This window comes from Pantoea ananatis LMG 2665 (genome assembly GCF_000710035.2).
Taxonomy (GTDB): domain Bacteria; phylum Pseudomonadota; class Gammaproteobacteria; order Enterobacterales; family Enterobacteriaceae; genus Pantoea; species Pantoea ananatis.
Genome location: NZ_JMJJ01000005.1, coordinates 41,021 through 57,230 on the forward strand (window position 1 = coordinate 41,021; position 16,210 = coordinate 57,230).

Below are 16,210 nucleotides of genomic sequence, written 5' to 3' on the forward strand. Positions count from 1 at the left end.
ACCGGCGCATCAGGAATATTGCGTTAATACAGCTCACGATGAGCTTTAATTTGCATGTCTTGAATCTTCACCAGGGATTTTACTGACATGCTCACCTGAAGACATCATTATGCAAAAACAGTTTTTATGCCCGGCGCTTATGACGCTGGCGCTAAGCGGTTGTTCTGTGGGTCACACTGAGTACAGCCGTACGGCAATGCAACACGTGGATATGAGTGTGACAGGCATCCCTACCATTCTCGGTTTAGGGACGCTGGGCACCAGCATTCCTCTGACGCCTGACTACAGCCTGACTGCCGCGCACGTGGCTAAATTTGCCGTGCAGCGCGTGAAGTCCTACCACCCTTATTGCGACCTTGCGATTATTTATCACAAGAATCCCCCTAATACGCTAACCCAGTTCCGCAGCACCGATATTGGTGATGCGGTGAAAATGTACGGATACAGCTATATCTCCGCCATGCCGGTGGAGTCGAAAGGGGTAAACTTGGCGCGCACAGCCATTCGTAATACCTGGAATAAAAGCCCTTGTATCGCGATGGCGTCTAACGCCGGTGTGGTTCAGGGCATGTCCGGCGGCGGTGTTTACAACAGTGATGATACGCTGGGCGGGGTTATCGTAGGTTATTCAGATGCCATTAAAAATGGCCGCAGCGGAAAAGTGATTTTAAAAGACGTGTCACTGTATATCCCTTACGGCCAGTTTAAAAACTGGTTACAGGCGACCCTTCCGGCCACCCGTAAAACCTGAGTGCATTACAGAAAAGGCGTAACATCCCCCACACCTTCACGGACGACTTCAGGTGCATCGCTGGTCAGATCGATGACGGTGGTGGGCTGCTGTCCTAGCGTGCCACCGTCAATAATCAAATCGACCAGTTTGCCAATACTGTGTTGAATATCTTCCGGATCGGATTCAGTAAAGTCATTACCCGGCAGAATTAACGAGGTGGACATCATTGGCTCGTTTAGCGCCTCAAGCAGCGCAAGCGCGACCGGATTTGAAGGTACGCGTAATCCAATCGTTTTACGCTTATCATTCATCAGACGACGCGGCACTTCTTTGGTCGCCTTGAGAATAAAGGTGTAATTACCTGGCGTGTTATTTTTAAGCAGCCGGAAGGCGCTATTACCGACCTGAGAATAGACTGACAGCTCAGATAAATCACGGCACATCAGGGTGAAGTTGTGATGGCCGTCCAGCTGACGGATCCGGCAAATTCGCTCCATCGCCCCTTTCTCTTCCAGCCGACACCCCAGGGCATAACCCGAATCCGTCGGGTAGACAATAACGCTACCTTTATTCAGGTACTCTACCGCCTGATTAATCAGGCGCGGTTGCGGATTATCTGGATGAATATGAAACAGTTGACTCATAGAAACCTCTTATCCCCTTTCCGTACATTCGACTGCGGGTGCCAGCGCGGGAAAACGTTCCCACACCGGTTCAACCCCCGCGGGCAGCCACAATTTGCGGCCAAGTTCGATCCACGGGCAGGGTTGATGAAAATCAGAACCTTGCGATGCTGCCAGGCCGTTATCTCGGGCATATTGCGCTAACGTCGTACGCTCATCAGGTGCCTGCTGGCACTGCGCCACTTCGATAGCATCGCCCCCCGCGGCGCTAAAAAACGCGACCAGGCGCTTTAGCCATTTTGCCGATAATCCATACCGTCCCGGATGTGCCAGCACGGCACATCCACCAGAATGGTGAATAGCATCAATAGCTTGATTAATTGTACACCATAGGGGCGGGACGTAGCCGGTTTTGCCTCGTGCCAGATAATTTTTAAACACCTGGGCCATATTGTTGGCCTTTCCCACCTCAACCAGGTAGCGGGCAAAATGGCCACGCGTAATCATTCCGCCATCAGCCAAACGCATAGCCCCTGCCAGCGCATCCGGGATCTGGGCCTTTTCAAGCCGTTCAGCAATGCGATGCGCGCGTTCCAGCCGCGTCGCATACTGACCGGCAAGGAACTGAGTCATGACCGGATGCTGAATATCAATATTGAGGCCGACGATATGAATCTCATGGTTTTCCCACAGCGTGGAAATTTCAACACCGGCTAAAACGCTAATGGGCAGTTGCTGATCCCGTACGGTCTGCTGCGCCTCGGTTACGCCCGCAACGGTGTCGTGATCGGTAATGGCCAGCACCCCGACGCGCATGTCGACCGCGCGCTCAACCAGCGCCTGCGGCGACAGTAATCCGTCTGAAGCCCGTGTGTGACTATGAAGATCGTAAAGCGGAAAACGGGCGATATCGCTCAAAACAACTCCTGCTGGCTACTGCTCGGGTCAGCATAATAACGATTTTATCGGTCACTGAAAAAGTGTATTGACATTTTTGTCGCGAACCAGTTAACTAGTACACAAGTTCACCGCAAACGGGTATTTGATCATGAAAACTGTTATTACGCTTTTGATGGGTTGGTGGCGCAATGTTTCCCAGTACGGGCGACGTTGTCGTGCACACCTAGCGTAAACACTGTGCAGATACCTGAGCCCGCCACCGAGCGGGCTTTTTTTTGGACGATATTCAGAGAAATCATCATGCTCAATGCAAAACCTACAGTGAAGTTAATTACCGGCAGCGCGCCCTATCGGGAAGATCCTGCCGCGGTGTTTCACCAGTTATGCGGTGCGCGTCCGGCCACCCTGTTACTCGAATCGGCGGACATTGACAGCAAAGAAAACTTACAAAGCCTGATGATTGTCGACAGCGCCCTGCGCATTAGCGCGTTGGGCAATCGCGTCACCTTTCAGGCGCTGTCTGACAATGGTCGGGCACTGCTGCCGCTGCTGGATGACGCGTTACCCTCTGACATTCTGAATGAGCCGCGTCCTGACGGCCGTGTTCTGACCTTTCCTGCGCCTCAGGATCAGCAGGATGAAGATTCCCGCTTGCGCGCCCTGTCGGTATTTGATGCCCTGCGTCTGATCCCGCAGTTGGTGAATTCACCCAGTGAAGAGCGTGAAGCCGTGTTTGTTGGCGGGCTGTTCGCCTATGACCTGGTCGCAGGCTTCGAAGATTTACCCGAGCTCAGCAGCGAGCAACGTTGCCCCGACTACTGCTTCTATCTGGCGGAAACGCTACTGGTGCTGGATCACCAGGCGCGCAGCGCACGCCTGCAGGCCAGTCTGTTCAGCGCTTCCACCTCTGAATTTCAGCGTCTGCAGCGCCGTATTGAGCAACTGCATGGGCAGATGTTACAGCCTGCGCCGGTATTGCCGGTTCAGCCTGTCGAAACCATGACGCTGACCACCAGCCAGAGTGATGATGAGTATTGTGAGGTGGTGCGAAAAATGCAGGAAGCCATTCGCGTTGGCGAAATCTTCCAGGTTGTGCCCTCACGCCGCTTTTCACTGCCCTGCCCATCTGCGCTGGCGGCTTACGACACGCTGAAACGCAGTAATCCAAGTCCTTATATGTTCTTTATGCAGGACCAGGACTTTTCACTGTTTGGTGCCTCGCCTGAAAGTTCACTGAAGTACGATGCCACTTCACGTCAGATTGAAATTTACCCCATAGCCGGTACGCGTCCACGTGGTCGTCACGCCGACGGCTCCCTGGATCGCGATCTCGACAGCCGCATTGAGCTGGAAATGCGCACGGACCACAAAGAGCTGGCAGAGCACCTGATGCTGGTCGATCTGGCGCGCAATGACTTAGCCCGTATCTGTCGCCCCGGCAGCCGCTATGTTGCCGATCTGACCAAAGTGGACCGCTACTCTTTTGTTATGCATCTGGTCTCACGCGTCGTCGGCACGCTGCGCGATGATCTTGATGTGCTGCATGCCTATCGCGCCTGCATGAACATGGGCACCCTTAGTGGTGCGCCAAAGGTCAGAGCGATGCAGTTGATTGCCGAAGCTGAGGGCACCCGTCGCGGCATCTACGGCGGCGCAGTAGGCTATTTCACCGCTAACGGTGATTTAGACACCTGCATCGTGATCCGCTCAGCCTATGTGGAAGACGGCGTGGCAACGGTGCAGGCCGGGGCCGGTGTGGTACTGGATTCGAACCCACAGGCCGAAGCGGACGAAAGCCGTAATAAAGCCCGCGCGGTGTTGCGCGCAATTGCCACTGCTCATCACTGCAAGGAGATTTTCTGATGGCTGACATCCTGCTGCTGGATAACATCGACTCTTTTACCTACAACCTCGTCGATCAGCTGCGCACCTTCGGGCATAACGTGGTGGTTTATCGCAATACGATGCCGGCGTCGTTGTTGCTCGACCGACTGCACAGCATGAATAATCCGGTGCTGATGCTCTCTCCCGGACCCGGCGCACCGAAAGATGCGGGCTGTATGCCAGCGTTGCTGCGCGAGGTTCGCGGAAAGCTGCCGGTTATTGGTATCTGCCTTGGGCATCAGGCAATCGTGGAAACCTACGGCGGCCACGTAGGCCAGGCGGGCGAAATTCTGCATGGTAAAGCCTCTGCCATCAGTCATGACGGTGAAGCGATGTTTGCCGGGCTCAGCAATCCTCTTCCCGTCGCCCGTTATCACTCACTGGTTGGCAGTAATACACCCGACGAGTTAACGGTGAATGCCAGCTACAACGGCATGGTAATGGCGGTCCGTCACGAGAAAGATCGCGTTTGCGGGTTCCAGTTTCATCCGGAATCCATTTTAACCACGCAGGGCGCACGTCTGCTTGAACAGACGCTGGCCTGGGCGCTGGCGAAGTAACAGGGAGCAAGGTATGAACACGATTCTGGAAAAACTTTACCAGTCGCACATCCTGACGCAAGACGAGAGTCATCAGTTGTTTAGCGCCATCATCACCGGTCAGCTTGAACCTACTCAACTGGCCGCCGCGCTGATTGCTATGAAGGTGCGTGGCGAAAACCCCGAGGAGATTGCCGGGGCGGCCTGTGCCTTACTGGAAGATGCTAAACCCTTTCCTCGCCCGGATTATGCCTTTGCCGATATTGTCGGCACCGGTGGCGATGGCAGTAACAGCATTAACATTTCCACCGCCAGCGCGTTTGTCGCAGCAACCTGCGGCCTGAAGGTGGCGAAACACGGAAATCGCAGCGTATCCAGCAAATCAGGTTCTTCCGATCTGCTGGCGGCGTTCGGCATCGATCTTGATATGCCTGCGGCGCGGGCACGCAAAGCGCTGGACGATCTTAATGTCTGCTTCCTGTTTGCCCCCCAGTACCATACGGGCTTTCGTCATGCCATGCCGGTGCGCCAACAGCTGAAAACCCGCACGCTGTTTAACGTGCTGGGGCCACTGATTAATCCTGCACGTCCCCCGCTGGCCGTGATTGGGGTTTACAGCCCCGAGCTGGTGTTGCCCATCGCGCAGACGCTAAAAGTTCTGGGTTACCAGCGCGCGGCAGTGGTACACGGGGGCGGCATGGATGAGGTGGCCCTTCACGATGTCACCCATGTAGCGGAGCTGCGTGAAGGTGAGATTACCCGCTATCAGCTGGCGCCAGAGGATTTCGGCTTTGGCTTCCATCCTAAAGAGGCGCTGGCCGGCGGCACGCCCGAAGAAAACCGTGACATTCTGACACGTTTACTCCAGGGTAATGGCGAGCAGGCCCACGAGGAGGCGGTTGCCGTCAACGTGGCGATGCTGCTCAAAGTGTTTGGTAATGAAGATCTCCGTGAAAATGCACAGCGTGCGCTCAATGCCATCCGTAGCGGTCAGGCTTATGAGCGCGTGGTGGCTCTGGCAGCAAGAGGATAATCATGCAGGGTACAGTGTTAGATAAAATCGTGAAAGACAAAGCCGTTTGGGTTGAGGCGCGTAAGCAGCAGCAACCTCTGGAGAGTTTCCAGCAGCGAGTGGCGCTTTCCAGCCGTAGTTTTTATGACGCACTGCAGGGCACCCGCACTGCCTTTATTCTGGAATGCAAAAAAGCCTCTCCATCCAAAGGGCTTATTCGTGATGATTTTGATCCTGAGATGATAGCCGGGGTTTATCGCCACTATGCCTCTGCCGTTTCCGTATTAACGGACGAGAAATACTTTCAGGGTGACTTCGCCTTTTTGCCCGTCGTCAGCGCGGCCATTACGCAGCCGGTCCTGTGCAAAGATTTTATTATCGATCCGTATCAAATTTACCTGGCGCGTTACTACCAGGCGGATGCCATCCTGCTGATGCTCTCTGTGGTTGACGACGAGCAGTATCGCCAGCTGGCCGCCATTGCGCACAGCCTGCAGATGGGCGTCCTGACTGAAGTCAGTAACGAGCAGGAGCTGGAACGCGCGATTGCGCTGGAAGCCAAAGTGGTCGGCATCAACAACCGTGACTTACGCGATCTCTCCATCGACCTTAACCGGACCCGTGTACTGGCCCCGCGCCTGGGCCCTGGCGTCACCGTGATCAGCGAGTCGGGCATCAACAACTATCGGGATGTCCGCGAGTTAAGCCATTTTGCGAATGGTTTCCTCATCGGCTCTGCGCTAATGGAAGAAGAGGATCTTCATGCCGCCGTGCGCCGCGTCACCCTGGGCAGCAATAAAGTCTGCGGTCTGACCCGTCCTGAAGACGCCTGCGCGGCCTGCGAGGCAGGTGCCATTTTTGGTGGTTTGATCTTTGTTGAAGGTTCACCGCGTCAGGTTGATACCGAGCGTGCACGCGCGGTCATGGCTGGCGCACCGCTAAAGTATGTTGGCGTGTTCCGTGATGCCGCTATAAGTGACATTGTCACCAAAACAGAGGCGTTACAGCTGAGTGCCGTGCAACTGCATGGCGATGAAGACCCGGCCTATGTGGCTGAGCTTTATCAGGCGCTGCCAGAAAACGTGCAAATCTGGAAAGCGCTCAGCATCCAGACGGCCCTGCCCGAACGTCGCTGGCCCCATGTTGACCGCTATGTCTTCGATAACGGCAACGGAGGCTCGGGCCAGACATTTGACTGGTCGCTGCTAAAAGGACAGGACCTGAAGAATGTTCTGCTGGCAGGAGGACTGAGCGCTGACAACTGCGTCGAAGCCGCTCAGTTAGGCTGTGCAGGGCTGGATTTCAATTCGGGCGTGGAAAGCGAGCCGGGTATTAAAGACGCCAGCAAAATTGCCTCGGTATTCCGGACGCTTCGCGCCTACTGATTGACCTGGCCCGTGTGTTGACGGGCCAAAAAAAAGGATAGCAAAACATGACCTTACTTAATCCCTATTTTGGCGACTTCGGCGGCATGTATGTGCCGCAGATTTTGATGCCGGCCTTGAAACAGCTAGAAGAAGCTTTTGTCAGCGCGCAAAAAGATCCGGAATTCCAGGCTGAATTTACCGATCTGCTGAAAAATTATGCTGGCCGTCCCACAGCCTTAACCCTGTGCAGTAATCTGACCAAAGGGTCGAAAACCCGCCTGTACTTAAAGCGCGAAGACCTGTTGCACGGCGGCGCGCACAAGACCAACCAGGTGTTAGGGCAGGCTCTGCTGGCTAAGCGCATGGGCAAAAACGAAATCATTGCCGAAACCGGTGCAGGCCAGCATGGCGTCGCCTCTGCCCTTGCCTGCGCGCTGCTGGGCATGAAATGTCGCATCTATATGGGCGCCAAAGACGTAGAGCGGCAGTCGCCGAACGTCTTTCGTATGCGCCTGATGGGCGCCGAGGTCATCCCGGTGCACAGCGGCTCTGCCACGCTGAAAGATGCCTGCAACGAAGCGCTGCGCGACTGGTCAGGCAGTTATGAAACCGCTCACTATATGCTGGGCACCGCGGCGGGTCCGCACCCGTTCCCGACGATTGTGCGTGAGTTTCAGCGCATGATTGGTGAAGAGACCAAAAAGCAGATTCTGGAAAAGGAAGGTCGCCTGCCGGATGCAGTGATCGCCTGCGTCGGCGGGGGCTCCAACGCCATCGGTATGTTTGCCGACTTTATCGACGAAGAGAAGGTGAAGCTGATTGGTGTTGAACCGGCCGGACACGGGATTGAAACCGGCGAACACGGTGCGCCACTGAAGCACGGCCGCGTCGGCATTTACTTCGGTATGAAAGCCCCGATGATGCAGACTGACGAAGGGCAGATTGAAGAGTCATACTCAATTTCAGCCGGACTCGACTTTCCTTCTGTCGGTCCTCAGCACGCTCACCTCAACAGTATTGGTCGGGCTGACTATGTTTCGGTAACCGACAATGAAGCGCTTGCTGCCTTTAAAACGCTGTGCCGCGCCGAAGGTATCATTCCTGCCCTGGAGTCGGCGCACGCGCTGGCCCACGCGCTGAGAATGATTAAGGCAGAACCCGAGAAAGAGCAGTTGATTGTCGTCAACCTTTCGGGTCGCGGTGATAAAGATATCTTCACCGTCCACGATATTCTGACTGCGCAGGGAGAAATCTGATGGAACGTTACGATCGACTGTTTTCACGTCTGGCAGAGAAGAAAGAAGGTGCACTGGTGCCTTTCGTTACGCTGGGCGATCCGTCACCCGAAATGTCATTACGAATTATTGATGCGCTGGTGGAAGGTGGTGCAGATGCGCTTGAACTGGGTATTCCCTTTTCAGATCCGCTAGCGGATGGTCCGACAATTCAAAGCGCAACGCTGCGCGCCTTTGCTGCGGGCACCACCACAGCACAGTGCTTTGAAATGCTTGCTGCCATCCGTCATAAGTACCCTGAATTACCTGTTGGCTTACTCATGTACGCCAACCTTGTGTTCAGCAACGGCATTGATGAATTTTATGCCCGCTGTGCCCAGGCCGGGGTTGATTCGGTTCTCGTGGCAGATGTGCCCGTGGAAGAATCCGCGCCGTTCCGTCAGGCCGCTATGCGTCACGGGATTGCGCCCATTTTCATTTGCCCCCCCAACGCCAGCGATGAACTACTCCGTGAAATTGCCTCTCACGGCCGCGGTTATACCTATCTGTTGTCACGCGCTGGGGTGACCGGTACCGAGAAGCGGGCCAGCCTGCCGCTGGACCACCTGATTACAAAATTACGGGAATATCATGCAGCGCCGCCGCTGCAGGGCTTTGGCATTTCTGAACCCTCGCAGGTTAGAGAATCTCTCGGTGCGGGCTCCGCCGGTGCGATCTCAGGTTCGGCCGTGGTTAAAATCATTGCACAACATCAGGCAGAACCCGAAGTGATGCTGGATGCCCTGAGAACCTTTATTGGTAACCTCAAAGCCGCCACCCGCTAATTCCCCACATGCCTTACCGCCCGGTAAGGCATGATTTCCCTGTTTTTTTTCATTCCCGGTTTGCTAATTTCGGATTTTCTGCACCACAATTAACAGGCGCCGTTATGGTAACGTCGCATCCAATTTGTGACAGGGAGAGAAGCAATGAAATGGTTTAAAGTGCTGGCAAGTGCCATGGTCGCGGCTGTTGTTGCATTAACACTGAGCGCCTGTGCGCCAACGCCAACTAAAGAAGGCACCGGCGGTTACATTGATGACACCGTCATCACCACGAAAGTAAAAGCAGAACTGTTAAAAGATGAGTCGCTGAAATCGACTGAAATCAACGTTGAAACCTTTAAGGGTAAAGTGCAGCTCAGCGGTTTTGTCAGCTCGCCGCAGATGGCTAACCATGCCGTACAGGTTACCCGCAGCGTGGCAGGCGTAAGATCCGTCGTTAATAACATGCAAATTAAATAACGTCGGTTAAAAAATCTAGGGCCACGTTGACGTGGCCCTTTTTTTTATCAGAAACGGTAACCTGCGCCAAAGAAGAACACCCAAGGATCCACGCGCATATGGATATTCTGCTGCTGATCGCCCGCTTTGAATTTCACCTGCGTATCAATATCCATGTACCACAGGGAAGCGTTCAGCATCCAGTCGCGGTTGATCTGGTAATCCAGCCCCACCTGCCCGGCAACGCCCCACGAATCCTTCAGGCTGAGATCGCTCAAGCCCGCATCCCGTCCGGTCTGGTTAAAATCGGCATCATAGAAGGTGGTGTAGTTAACGCCGATGCCCACATAGGGACGCACCTGACTCTGGCTGTCAAAAAAGTAGTACTGTGCCATCAGCGTGGGCGGCAGCTGACGTACCGTCGCCAGGGTGCCGGTTGGGCCCAGCCCGACTTTATGACGAAACGGCGTGGCGGCCAGAAGCTCAACCCCGATATTATCAGTGGCCATATAGGTAAAGGTTAAGCCCAGCTGAGTGTCGTTGCTTGCGCTAAATGACCCCATTCCCAGCACATTGTCTGAGCCTTCGGTGGGTCGGACTGTGGCACTTCCTGCACGGACAAAGAAATCGCCCGCCTGGTGAGCCAACGCAAATTGCGGTAATGCAAGCGCCAGCAGCATGGCGCATTTAGCCAGTTTCATATTCACTCCTGTGAGAAATTGAATGCCTGCACTGAATCATTTTTTTGTCCGCACAGATTTAGCGCGATTCATTGTCAATTGCATCTAAATCAACCCGGAAAAATGATTTAAAAAACAATGAATTGATTCAAATCAATTTTGCGTGCTCTGGTGGTCGCTAAATATCCCTTGCCGAAACCGTAACGCCGCATTACTTTGCTGATCTCCCCAGACTGTTTTGCTTCGATGCCTCAGAGGTGGCGGGCGATCAAATGAGCGATACTCTCAACCCTTGTATTAGCTGTGGTGCCTGTTGTGCCCACTTTCGCGTCTCTTTTTACTGGGCAGAAGCCGATGACGCCGGGGGGCTGGTGCCCACGGAATTAACGGAGCCCCTGAGTCTGTTAATGCGGAATATGCGCGGGACGAACGATCGCACACCGCGCTGTGTCGCGCTCAAGGGCGATATTGGCGGCTGTGTTTCGTGCAGTATCTATGAAAACCGGCCTTCGCCCTGCCGTGAGTTTGAGATGTCTGGAGAACAGGGGATTTGGAACGAAGGCTGCGACCGGGCCAGAGCGCGCTTTGGCCTTCCCGCACTTTTTCACCCATCTTTACCTGATATGACAGAAAGTTATCGGGTTGCGGGTGCCAGCGAGCCGTCAGAACATGTACAATCGCCGGGTTAATTAACCCGGTTCTTTCAAGGAGAGTACATGTCTATCACGGCAAGCTCGTTATACCGTGACACTGGAAATTTTTTTCGTCATCAATTGTTCACCCTGGTGCTGATGTCGCTGCTGACCGCGTTTGTCACGGTCATGCTGTTACACGTTCTGACGCCCGGTGACGATCAAATGGCGATATTGCAGCAAGGCGAAATTAGCAGTACCTCGCTGTTCGATATGGTGCAGAGCATGTCACCCGAACAGCAACAGGTGCTGCTGCGCGCTTCTGCAGCGGGAACGTTTGCGGGGCTGGTGGGGAATACGCTGCTGTTGGGCGGTATGCTGTGCCTGATTCCGTTGGTTTCGTCAGGCCAACGCGTAAGTGCGCTGCGAGCGATTGGCGCCTCTGCACCCTTGCTGCCAAAGCTACTACTGCTGACGTTTCTCGTTACCCTGGTGGCGCAGCTGGGCTTTATGGTACTGGTGGTTCCGGGCGTATTGCTGACCATTGTGCTGTCGCTGTCGCCAATCATTCTGGCGAGTGAAAAACTCGGCGTTATCGCCGCAATGCGCGCCAGCATGCGAATGGCATGGAAAAACGTGAAGCTGATTGCCCCTGCCATTATCGTATGGTTACTGGCTAAGCTCGCCGTGATGTTTTTCTTTACCTCATTAACCCTGTTGCCCATGAATGTTTCAACGGTGATTTTCACCGCCATTGGTAACCTGGTTTCGACCCTGTTGGTGATTTATTTGTACCGGCTTTATATGCTGTTACGTTGATTGTCCGTGCGCCTTCCGGCGCACTGGCAGGCCATGCAGCCTTAACTGGAATGACTATGAAGCAGCTACTCGACTTTCTCCCCCTTGTTGTTTTCTTTATTTTTTATAAGTTGTACGACATTTTTGTGGCGTCGGGCGCGCTGGTTGTCGCGACCGGACTGGCGCTGGTCGCGAGCTGGGTGCTGTATCGCAAGCTTGAGAAAATGACGATTTTCACCTTCGTTCTGGTGGCGGTCTTCGGCACGCTGACGCTGGTTTTCCATAATGATGAATTTATTAAGTGGAAAGTCACCGTCATCTATACCCTGTTTGCCCTGGCGTTACTGTTCAGCCAGTGGTTCATGAAACAGCCGTTAATACAGACCATGCTGGGTAAAGAGCTGGAACTGCCTGACCACGTCTGGCGAAATCTCAACATCGCCTGGGCGCTGTTTTTCTTGATTTGTGGCCTGGCAAACATATATGTTGCGTTTTGGTTACCTCAGTCAGTCTGGGTTAACTTCAAAGTGTTTGGACTGACCGGCCTTACGCTGCTGTTTACGCTGCTGAGCGGCGTCTATATCTGGCGTAAGATGCCGCAACAAGAACAAAAATAAACCTGTTGTCCGCTCAGGCGGGCAACGTCTCTCTCAGACTTAAGAAACCAGAGCAATGGACGATAAACATAAATTGCCCAAGGGCGAAATGGTGATGCGCACCCTGGCGATGCCAGCGGATACAAATGCTAACGGCGATATCTTCGGTGGCTGGTTAATGTCACAAATGGATATGGGTGGCGCGATCCAGGCTAAAGAGATTGCTGAAGGCCGCGTCGTCACCGTACGCGTTGATGGTATGACCTTCTTAAAACCCGTCGCAGTGGGCGATGTCGTCAGTTGCTATGCGCATTGTATCCGCACCGGCAACAGCTCGATGACGATTAACGTTCAGGTATGGATCAAGAAGGTGTCATCTGAACCTATCGGGCAGACATATTGTGCTACCGAAGCCGTGTTTATTTACGTCGCGGTGGACAACGAGGGGCATCCTCGCCAACTGCCAGCAGGACGGGATAACCAGTCCTACCCTGCCTGATAACAGGTTTTCGGTGCTGAATCTGCCCTGCAGATAATTCCCTGTTGCCGTGAGCGAAGCGCAGGTTGCGATCGCTCACGGCGCCACAAGCGCCCTTCAGACAGCCTTTCTCCGGCTATTCGATGCTGGCCCCGCCGTTAATTTTGAATACGATATTCATCGTCAGGCCGCTGCCCGGTTTTCCACTCTGATAACGCCACGTTCGCATGGCCTGCTTAACGGTACGTTCGAACATATTGCGCGGTTCGGCAGAAAGGATTTCGATATTATCGACCCGGCCGTCGCTGTCTACGTCAAATTTTACCCTGACGCGTCCTTCAACGCGCAAGGCCGCCGCCCGTGGCGGATAAGACGGCTTGCTGATATTAAGCGCTTTGGGCCCGGAGGAAACACTTTGCGTGGGTGCTGCCGACGGCGTACTTTTTGGCGCGGTCGCAGGCTTGCTTTGGGTGGCGGCCGTATCATGGCTGAACGGATTTGCCTGCGGTTTCACGTCCTGACGCGGTTTCACCTCGCGCTTGGGTTGTTCACGCTTAGGCTCGTGACGGGGCTTTGGCTTAGGCTTAGGTTCAGGTTTGGGGATCGGCACCGGTTCGGCTTTTGGCGGCTCTGGCGCAGGTTGAGGCTCCGGTAAGGGTTCCGGTTCTGGCTGAGGCGTCGGTTGCGGCGCGGGTTGGGCGATTGCAGGTTCTGGCTGAACGGCCGGTGCAACCATCGTCACGCTAATCGGCTGTGATGCTTTAGGTAACTCAATGGTCTGATGAAAAGACGCATAAAGAACACCCGCAATGACTGCACCGTGCAGTGCAACAGACAAGATCATGGCGACAGGCGTGCGTTTCGGTAAGGGCATAGTCAGCGTGGTCATAGCAATCGCAGTAGTGAAATCAAGTCACGATTTTAAATGCAAATAGCAATCAGTTTCAATAACCTCCTTGTTTTGCGGCTAAAAAAGCCTGTTTAGCCCAATATGCTGCAGAGGCCATTGACGCAAGGTTTCGTTTGCACTCTACTTAACTATCCCTTACCGTGTTGCCAAATTTAAGAGTTAATGGGAGCGCCCAATTGCTTTACGTCATTTATGCTGAAGATAACGCCGATTCTCTGGAAAAACGCAACGCCGTGCGCCCCGCTCACCTGGCACGTCTGAAGCTGTTACATGAAGAAGGTCGGTTAATCGTCGCCGGTCCTATGCCTGCGGTCGACAGTAACGATCCGGGCGTTGCGGGCTTTACCGGTTCCACCGTCGTCGCCGAATTCCCGTCGCTGGAAACGGCGCAGGCCTGGGCTGCAGACGATCCCTACATCGCCGCCGGTGTTTACAAGCAGGTTAGCGTTAAGCCGTTTAAGCGCGTCTTCTGATTTAACTCCGCAGCCAAAAAAGAGCTTCCGGGCAGCCGCTCAGAAGCTTTTTTTTCGAGATGATATTTTATGCAATCGATTATTATCACCCTGTTGCTGGTGATTATGCTGTTAGTAGGTGCGGCGCTTTATCTGTGGCGAAAACACGGCTGGCGGAATAAAAAGCACCTGATCGTCATGCTGATCGTCCTGGCCGCTGCGGTACAGCTGGTGAACGTCAAGTTATTGATGACCGGGCATTAATGTCTCAGCCGCGCCGGGCGGCTGATCGATTACAGATTTTGTGTGATAAACAGAATCGAACGACGCTGCTGCTGCGCCAGTTGATGACGAATTCCGTGAATCCGTTTATAGCGACGTGACTGCCCCTCGAGCCAGCGTGAACGTCTGCGCTGTACCTGACGTAACATTCTCCAGCGGGCCACTTCGTTTCTGCTTCGTCTCATCACTTCCTCTCTGGCATCAAACTCACGCGCACGCATTATAAAGATCTCTGAGCGAATGCCAAATCGGATCTCTCATCGAAACGCCGCTATTATTAAGGGTTTCGCTCCCCCTCATCTCCACGTAAACTTCTCTGACTCAAGCGCGAACAGGATGTCCACTTAATGACCACGTTTTACACGCTTATCAGTTGGTTGCTGTTGTTTGGTTACTGGTTACTGATTGCCGGGATCACGCTGCGCATCCTGATGAAGCGACGGGCCGTTACCTCAGCGATGGCATGGCTGCTGATTATCTTTATTCTGCCGCTGGTTGGCATCATCGCGTACTTGTCCTTTGGCGAATTACATTTGGGTAAGCGCCGCGCTGAACGCGCACGTACCATGTGGCCTTCCACCGCTCGCTGGTTAAATGATTTAAAGAAACGCAGCGAAATTTTTGCGACAGATTACAGCGACGTCGCACGATCGCTGTTTCAACTGTGCAACAACCGCCAGGGCATTGCGGGCGTAAAAGGCAATCAGTTGCAGCTTCTGACCAGCTCTGATGACGTCATGAAAGCCTTGATTCGCGATATCCAGCTGGCTCGCCACAATGTCGAGATGGTGTTCTATATCTGGAATCCGGGCGGTCTGGCGGATGAGGTCGCCGAGTCGTTAATGGCCGCGTCACGCCGCGGCGTTCACTGCCGCCTCATGCTGGATTCAGCGGGCAGCGTGGCGTTTTTCAGAAGCCCCTGGGTGGGCATGATGCGCAATGCAGGCATTGACGTCGTTGAGGCGCTCCAGGTGAGCCTGCTGCGCGTATTCTTGCGCCGTATGGACCTGCGTCAACATCGTAAAATGGTGCTGATCGACAACTATATTGCCTACACCGGCAGCATGAACCTGGTTGATCCGCGCTTTTTTAAACAAGAGGCCGGCGTAGGCCAGTGGGTTGACCTGATGGCGCGCATGGAAGGTCCGGTTTCCACCGCCATGGGAATTGTCTACAGCTGTGACTGGGAAATTGAGACCGGTAAGCGTATTTTGCCGCCGCCGCCAGACCGCAATATCATGCCGTTTGAACAGGAAAGTGGGCACACGGTGCAGGTTATCGCCTCCGGTCCCGGTTTTCCGGAGGATTTGATTCATCAGGCCCTGCTCACGGCGGTGTATTCAGCGCGTGAGCAGCTTATCATGACCACGCCCTATCTGGTGCCGAGTGACGATCTGCTTCATGCCATTTGCACGGCGGCCATGCGGGGCGTTAACGTGAGTCTTGTGGTTCCCCTTCACAATGACTCTTTGCTGGTCGGCTGGGCCAGCCGCTCCTTCTTTGGCGAGCTGCTTGAGGCAGGAGTAAAAATCTACCAGTTTGAAGATGGCCTGCTGCATACCAAAAGCGTGCTGGTGGACGGTCAACTGAGCCTGGTGGGAACCGTTAACCTGGACATGCGTAGCCTGTGGCTGAATTTCGAAATTACCCTGGCTGTCGATGATGCCGGATTCGGCAGCGATTTGGCCTGCGTGCAGGATGACTATATTGCCCGTTCGCGTCTGCTCGATCCCAAACGCTGGGCAAAACGTGCCTGGTGGCAGCGGATTGTCGAACGACTGTTTTACTTCTTCAGCCCTTTACTGTAAAACGAGCGAAATTACGAAC

18 protein-coding genes, 1 pseudogene and 1 other annotated feature are annotated in these 16,210 nt (G+C 54.2%); of the genes and pseudogenes, 14 read left to right on the forward strand and 5 right to left on the reverse strand.

Annotated elements, in window-relative coordinates; translation table 11 throughout:
* Positions 1-109: 109 nt before the first annotated feature.
* Positions 110-751, forward strand: a complete 642-nt coding sequence (locus EL29_RS08100) for a hypothetical protein (RefSeq protein WP_013025940.1) — start codon at positions 110-112, stop codon at positions 749-751.
* 5 nt (positions 752-756) lie between these two features.
* Here EL29_RS08100 and EL29_RS08105 read toward each other — a convergent pair whose 3' ends face one another.
* Together EL29_RS08105 and rnm are read right to left on the reverse strand one after the other, a co-directional pair.
* On the reverse strand, positions 757-1,377 hold the full coding sequence (locus EL29_RS08105; RefSeq protein ID WP_028715219.1) for an L-threonylcarbamoyladenylate synthase: 621 nt from the start codon (positions 1,375-1,377) through the stop codon (positions 757-759).
* Between the two features lie 9 nt (positions 1,378-1,386).
* Entirely contained in the window at positions 1,387-2,274 is an 888-nt protein-coding gene (gene rnm / locus EL29_RS08110) for an RNase RNM (RefSeq protein ID WP_028715220.1), read from the reverse strand.
* Positions 2,275-2,428: 154 nt separating this feature from the next.
* Positions 2,429-2,533: a sequence feature (Trp leader region), on the forward strand.
* 23 nt (positions 2,534-2,556) lie between these two features.
* Here rnm and EL29_RS08115 point away from each other — a divergent pair.
* The 6 genes and pseudogenes from EL29_RS08115 to EL29_RS08145 all read left to right on the forward strand — a co-directional run bounded on the left by EL29_RS08115 (position 2,557) and on the right by EL29_RS08145 (position 9,576).
* Positions 2,557-4,119 (forward strand): anthranilate synthase component 1, encoded by a 1,563-nt coding sequence (locus EL29_RS08115; RefSeq protein WP_028715221.1) that lies wholly within the window; start codon positions 2,557-2,559, stop codon positions 4,117-4,119.
* Positions 4,119-5,712: pseudogene (gene trpD, locus EL29_RS23070) on the forward strand (bifunctional anthranilate synthase glutamate amidotransferase component TrpG/anthranilate phosphoribosyltransferase TrpD). The gene EL29_RS08115 and the pseudogene trpD overlap by 1 nt, the downstream one beginning before the upstream one ends.
* Positions 5,713-5,714: 2 nt before the next feature.
* A complete protein-coding gene (gene trpCF, locus EL29_RS08130; RefSeq protein WP_028715222.1) occupies positions 5,715-7,076 on the forward strand; it encodes a bifunctional indole-3-glycerol-phosphate synthase TrpC/phosphoribosylanthranilate isomerase TrpF in 1,362 nt (453 codons plus the stop codon).
* Positions 7,077-7,123: 47 nt separating this feature from the next.
* Positions 7,124-8,314 (forward strand): tryptophan synthase subunit beta, encoded by a 1,191-nt coding sequence (trpB, locus tag EL29_RS08135; RefSeq protein WP_013025946.1) that lies wholly within the window; start codon positions 7,124-7,126, stop codon positions 8,312-8,314.
* Positions 8,314-9,117, forward strand: coding sequence for a tryptophan synthase subunit alpha (gene trpA / locus EL29_RS08140; RefSeq protein WP_028715223.1), 804 nt, complete (start codon positions 8,314-8,316; stop codon positions 9,115-9,117). Before trpB ends, trpA begins: the two co-directional genes overlap by 1 nt.
* Before the next feature lie 144 nt (positions 9,118-9,261).
* The gene (locus EL29_RS08145; protein WP_014605729.1) at positions 9,262-9,576 is read left to right on the forward strand and encodes a BON domain-containing protein; all 315 of its coding nucleotides are present in this window, start codon (positions 9,262-9,264) and stop codon (positions 9,574-9,576) included.
* Between the two features lie 47 nt (positions 9,577-9,623).
* On the opposite strand, the gene ompW is transcribed toward EL29_RS08145, so the two are convergent.
* A complete protein-coding gene (gene ompW, locus EL29_RS08150; protein WP_015700211.1) occupies positions 9,624-10,256 on the reverse strand; it encodes an outer membrane protein OmpW in 633 nt (210 codons plus the stop codon).
* A gap of 251 nt (positions 10,257-10,507) precedes the next feature.
* On the opposite strand from ompW, the gene EL29_RS08155 reads away from it, so the two are divergent.
* From EL29_RS08155 to yciA, 4 genes are read left to right on the forward strand one after another with little or no spacing between them, the layout of a single operon-like run.
* Positions 10,508-10,924 (forward strand): YkgJ family cysteine cluster protein, encoded by a 417-nt coding sequence (locus EL29_RS08155; protein WP_024471791.1) that lies wholly within the window; start codon positions 10,508-10,510, stop codon positions 10,922-10,924.
* A 27-nt stretch (positions 10,925-10,951) separates the two neighbouring features.
* Positions 10,952-11,686, forward strand: coding sequence for a YciC family protein (locus EL29_RS08160; protein ID WP_013025951.1), 735 nt, complete (start codon positions 10,952-10,954; stop codon positions 11,684-11,686).
* 56 nt (positions 11,687-11,742) lie between these two features.
* Positions 11,743-12,282: a septation protein A gene (locus EL29_RS08165; RefSeq protein WP_014605727.1), complete on the forward strand. Its 540-nt coding sequence runs from the start codon at positions 11,743-11,745 to the stop codon at positions 12,280-12,282.
* A 55-nt stretch (positions 12,283-12,337) separates the two neighbouring features.
* Positions 12,338-12,760: an acyl-CoA thioester hydrolase YciA gene (gene yciA / locus EL29_RS08170; RefSeq protein WP_013025953.1), complete on the forward strand. Its 423-nt coding sequence runs from the start codon at positions 12,338-12,340 to the stop codon at positions 12,758-12,760.
* 115 nt (positions 12,761-12,875) lie between these two features.
* Here the strand turns inward: yciA and tonB are convergent, their stop codons facing one another.
* On the reverse strand, positions 12,876-13,628 hold the full coding sequence (gene tonB / locus EL29_RS08175) for a TonB system transport protein TonB (protein ID WP_028715224.1): 753 nt from the start codon (positions 13,626-13,628) through the stop codon (positions 12,876-12,878).
* Positions 13,629-13,825: 197 nt separating this feature from the next.
* Between tonB and EL29_RS08180 the strand changes: the two genes are divergently transcribed.
* Together EL29_RS08180 and EL29_RS08185 are read left to right on the forward strand one after the other, a co-directional pair.
* On the forward strand, positions 13,826-14,122 hold the full coding sequence (locus EL29_RS08180) for a YciI family protein (protein WP_014605725.1): 297 nt from the start codon (positions 13,826-13,828) through the stop codon (positions 14,120-14,122).
* 69 nt (positions 14,123-14,191) lie between these two features.
* The gene (locus EL29_RS08185) at positions 14,192-14,365 is read left to right on the forward strand and encodes a hypothetical protein (protein WP_013025956.1); all 174 of its coding nucleotides are present in this window, start codon (positions 14,192-14,194) and stop codon (positions 14,363-14,365) included.
* Positions 14,366-14,394: 29 nt separating this feature from the next.
* Here the strand turns inward: EL29_RS08185 and EL29_RS08190 are convergent, their stop codons facing one another.
* Positions 14,395-14,568, reverse strand: a complete 174-nt coding sequence (locus tag EL29_RS08190; RefSeq protein WP_006119368.1) for a YciY family protein — start codon at positions 14,566-14,568, stop codon at positions 14,395-14,397.
* A 162-nt stretch (positions 14,569-14,730) separates the two neighbouring features.
* Here EL29_RS08190 and cls point away from each other — a divergent pair, with 162 nt between their 5' ends.
* The gene (gene cls, locus EL29_RS08195) at positions 14,731-16,191 is read left to right on the forward strand and encodes a cardiolipin synthase (protein WP_013025958.1); all 1,461 of its coding nucleotides are present in this window, start codon (positions 14,731-14,733) and stop codon (positions 16,189-16,191) included.
* Positions 16,192-16,210: the final 19 nt, after the last annotated feature.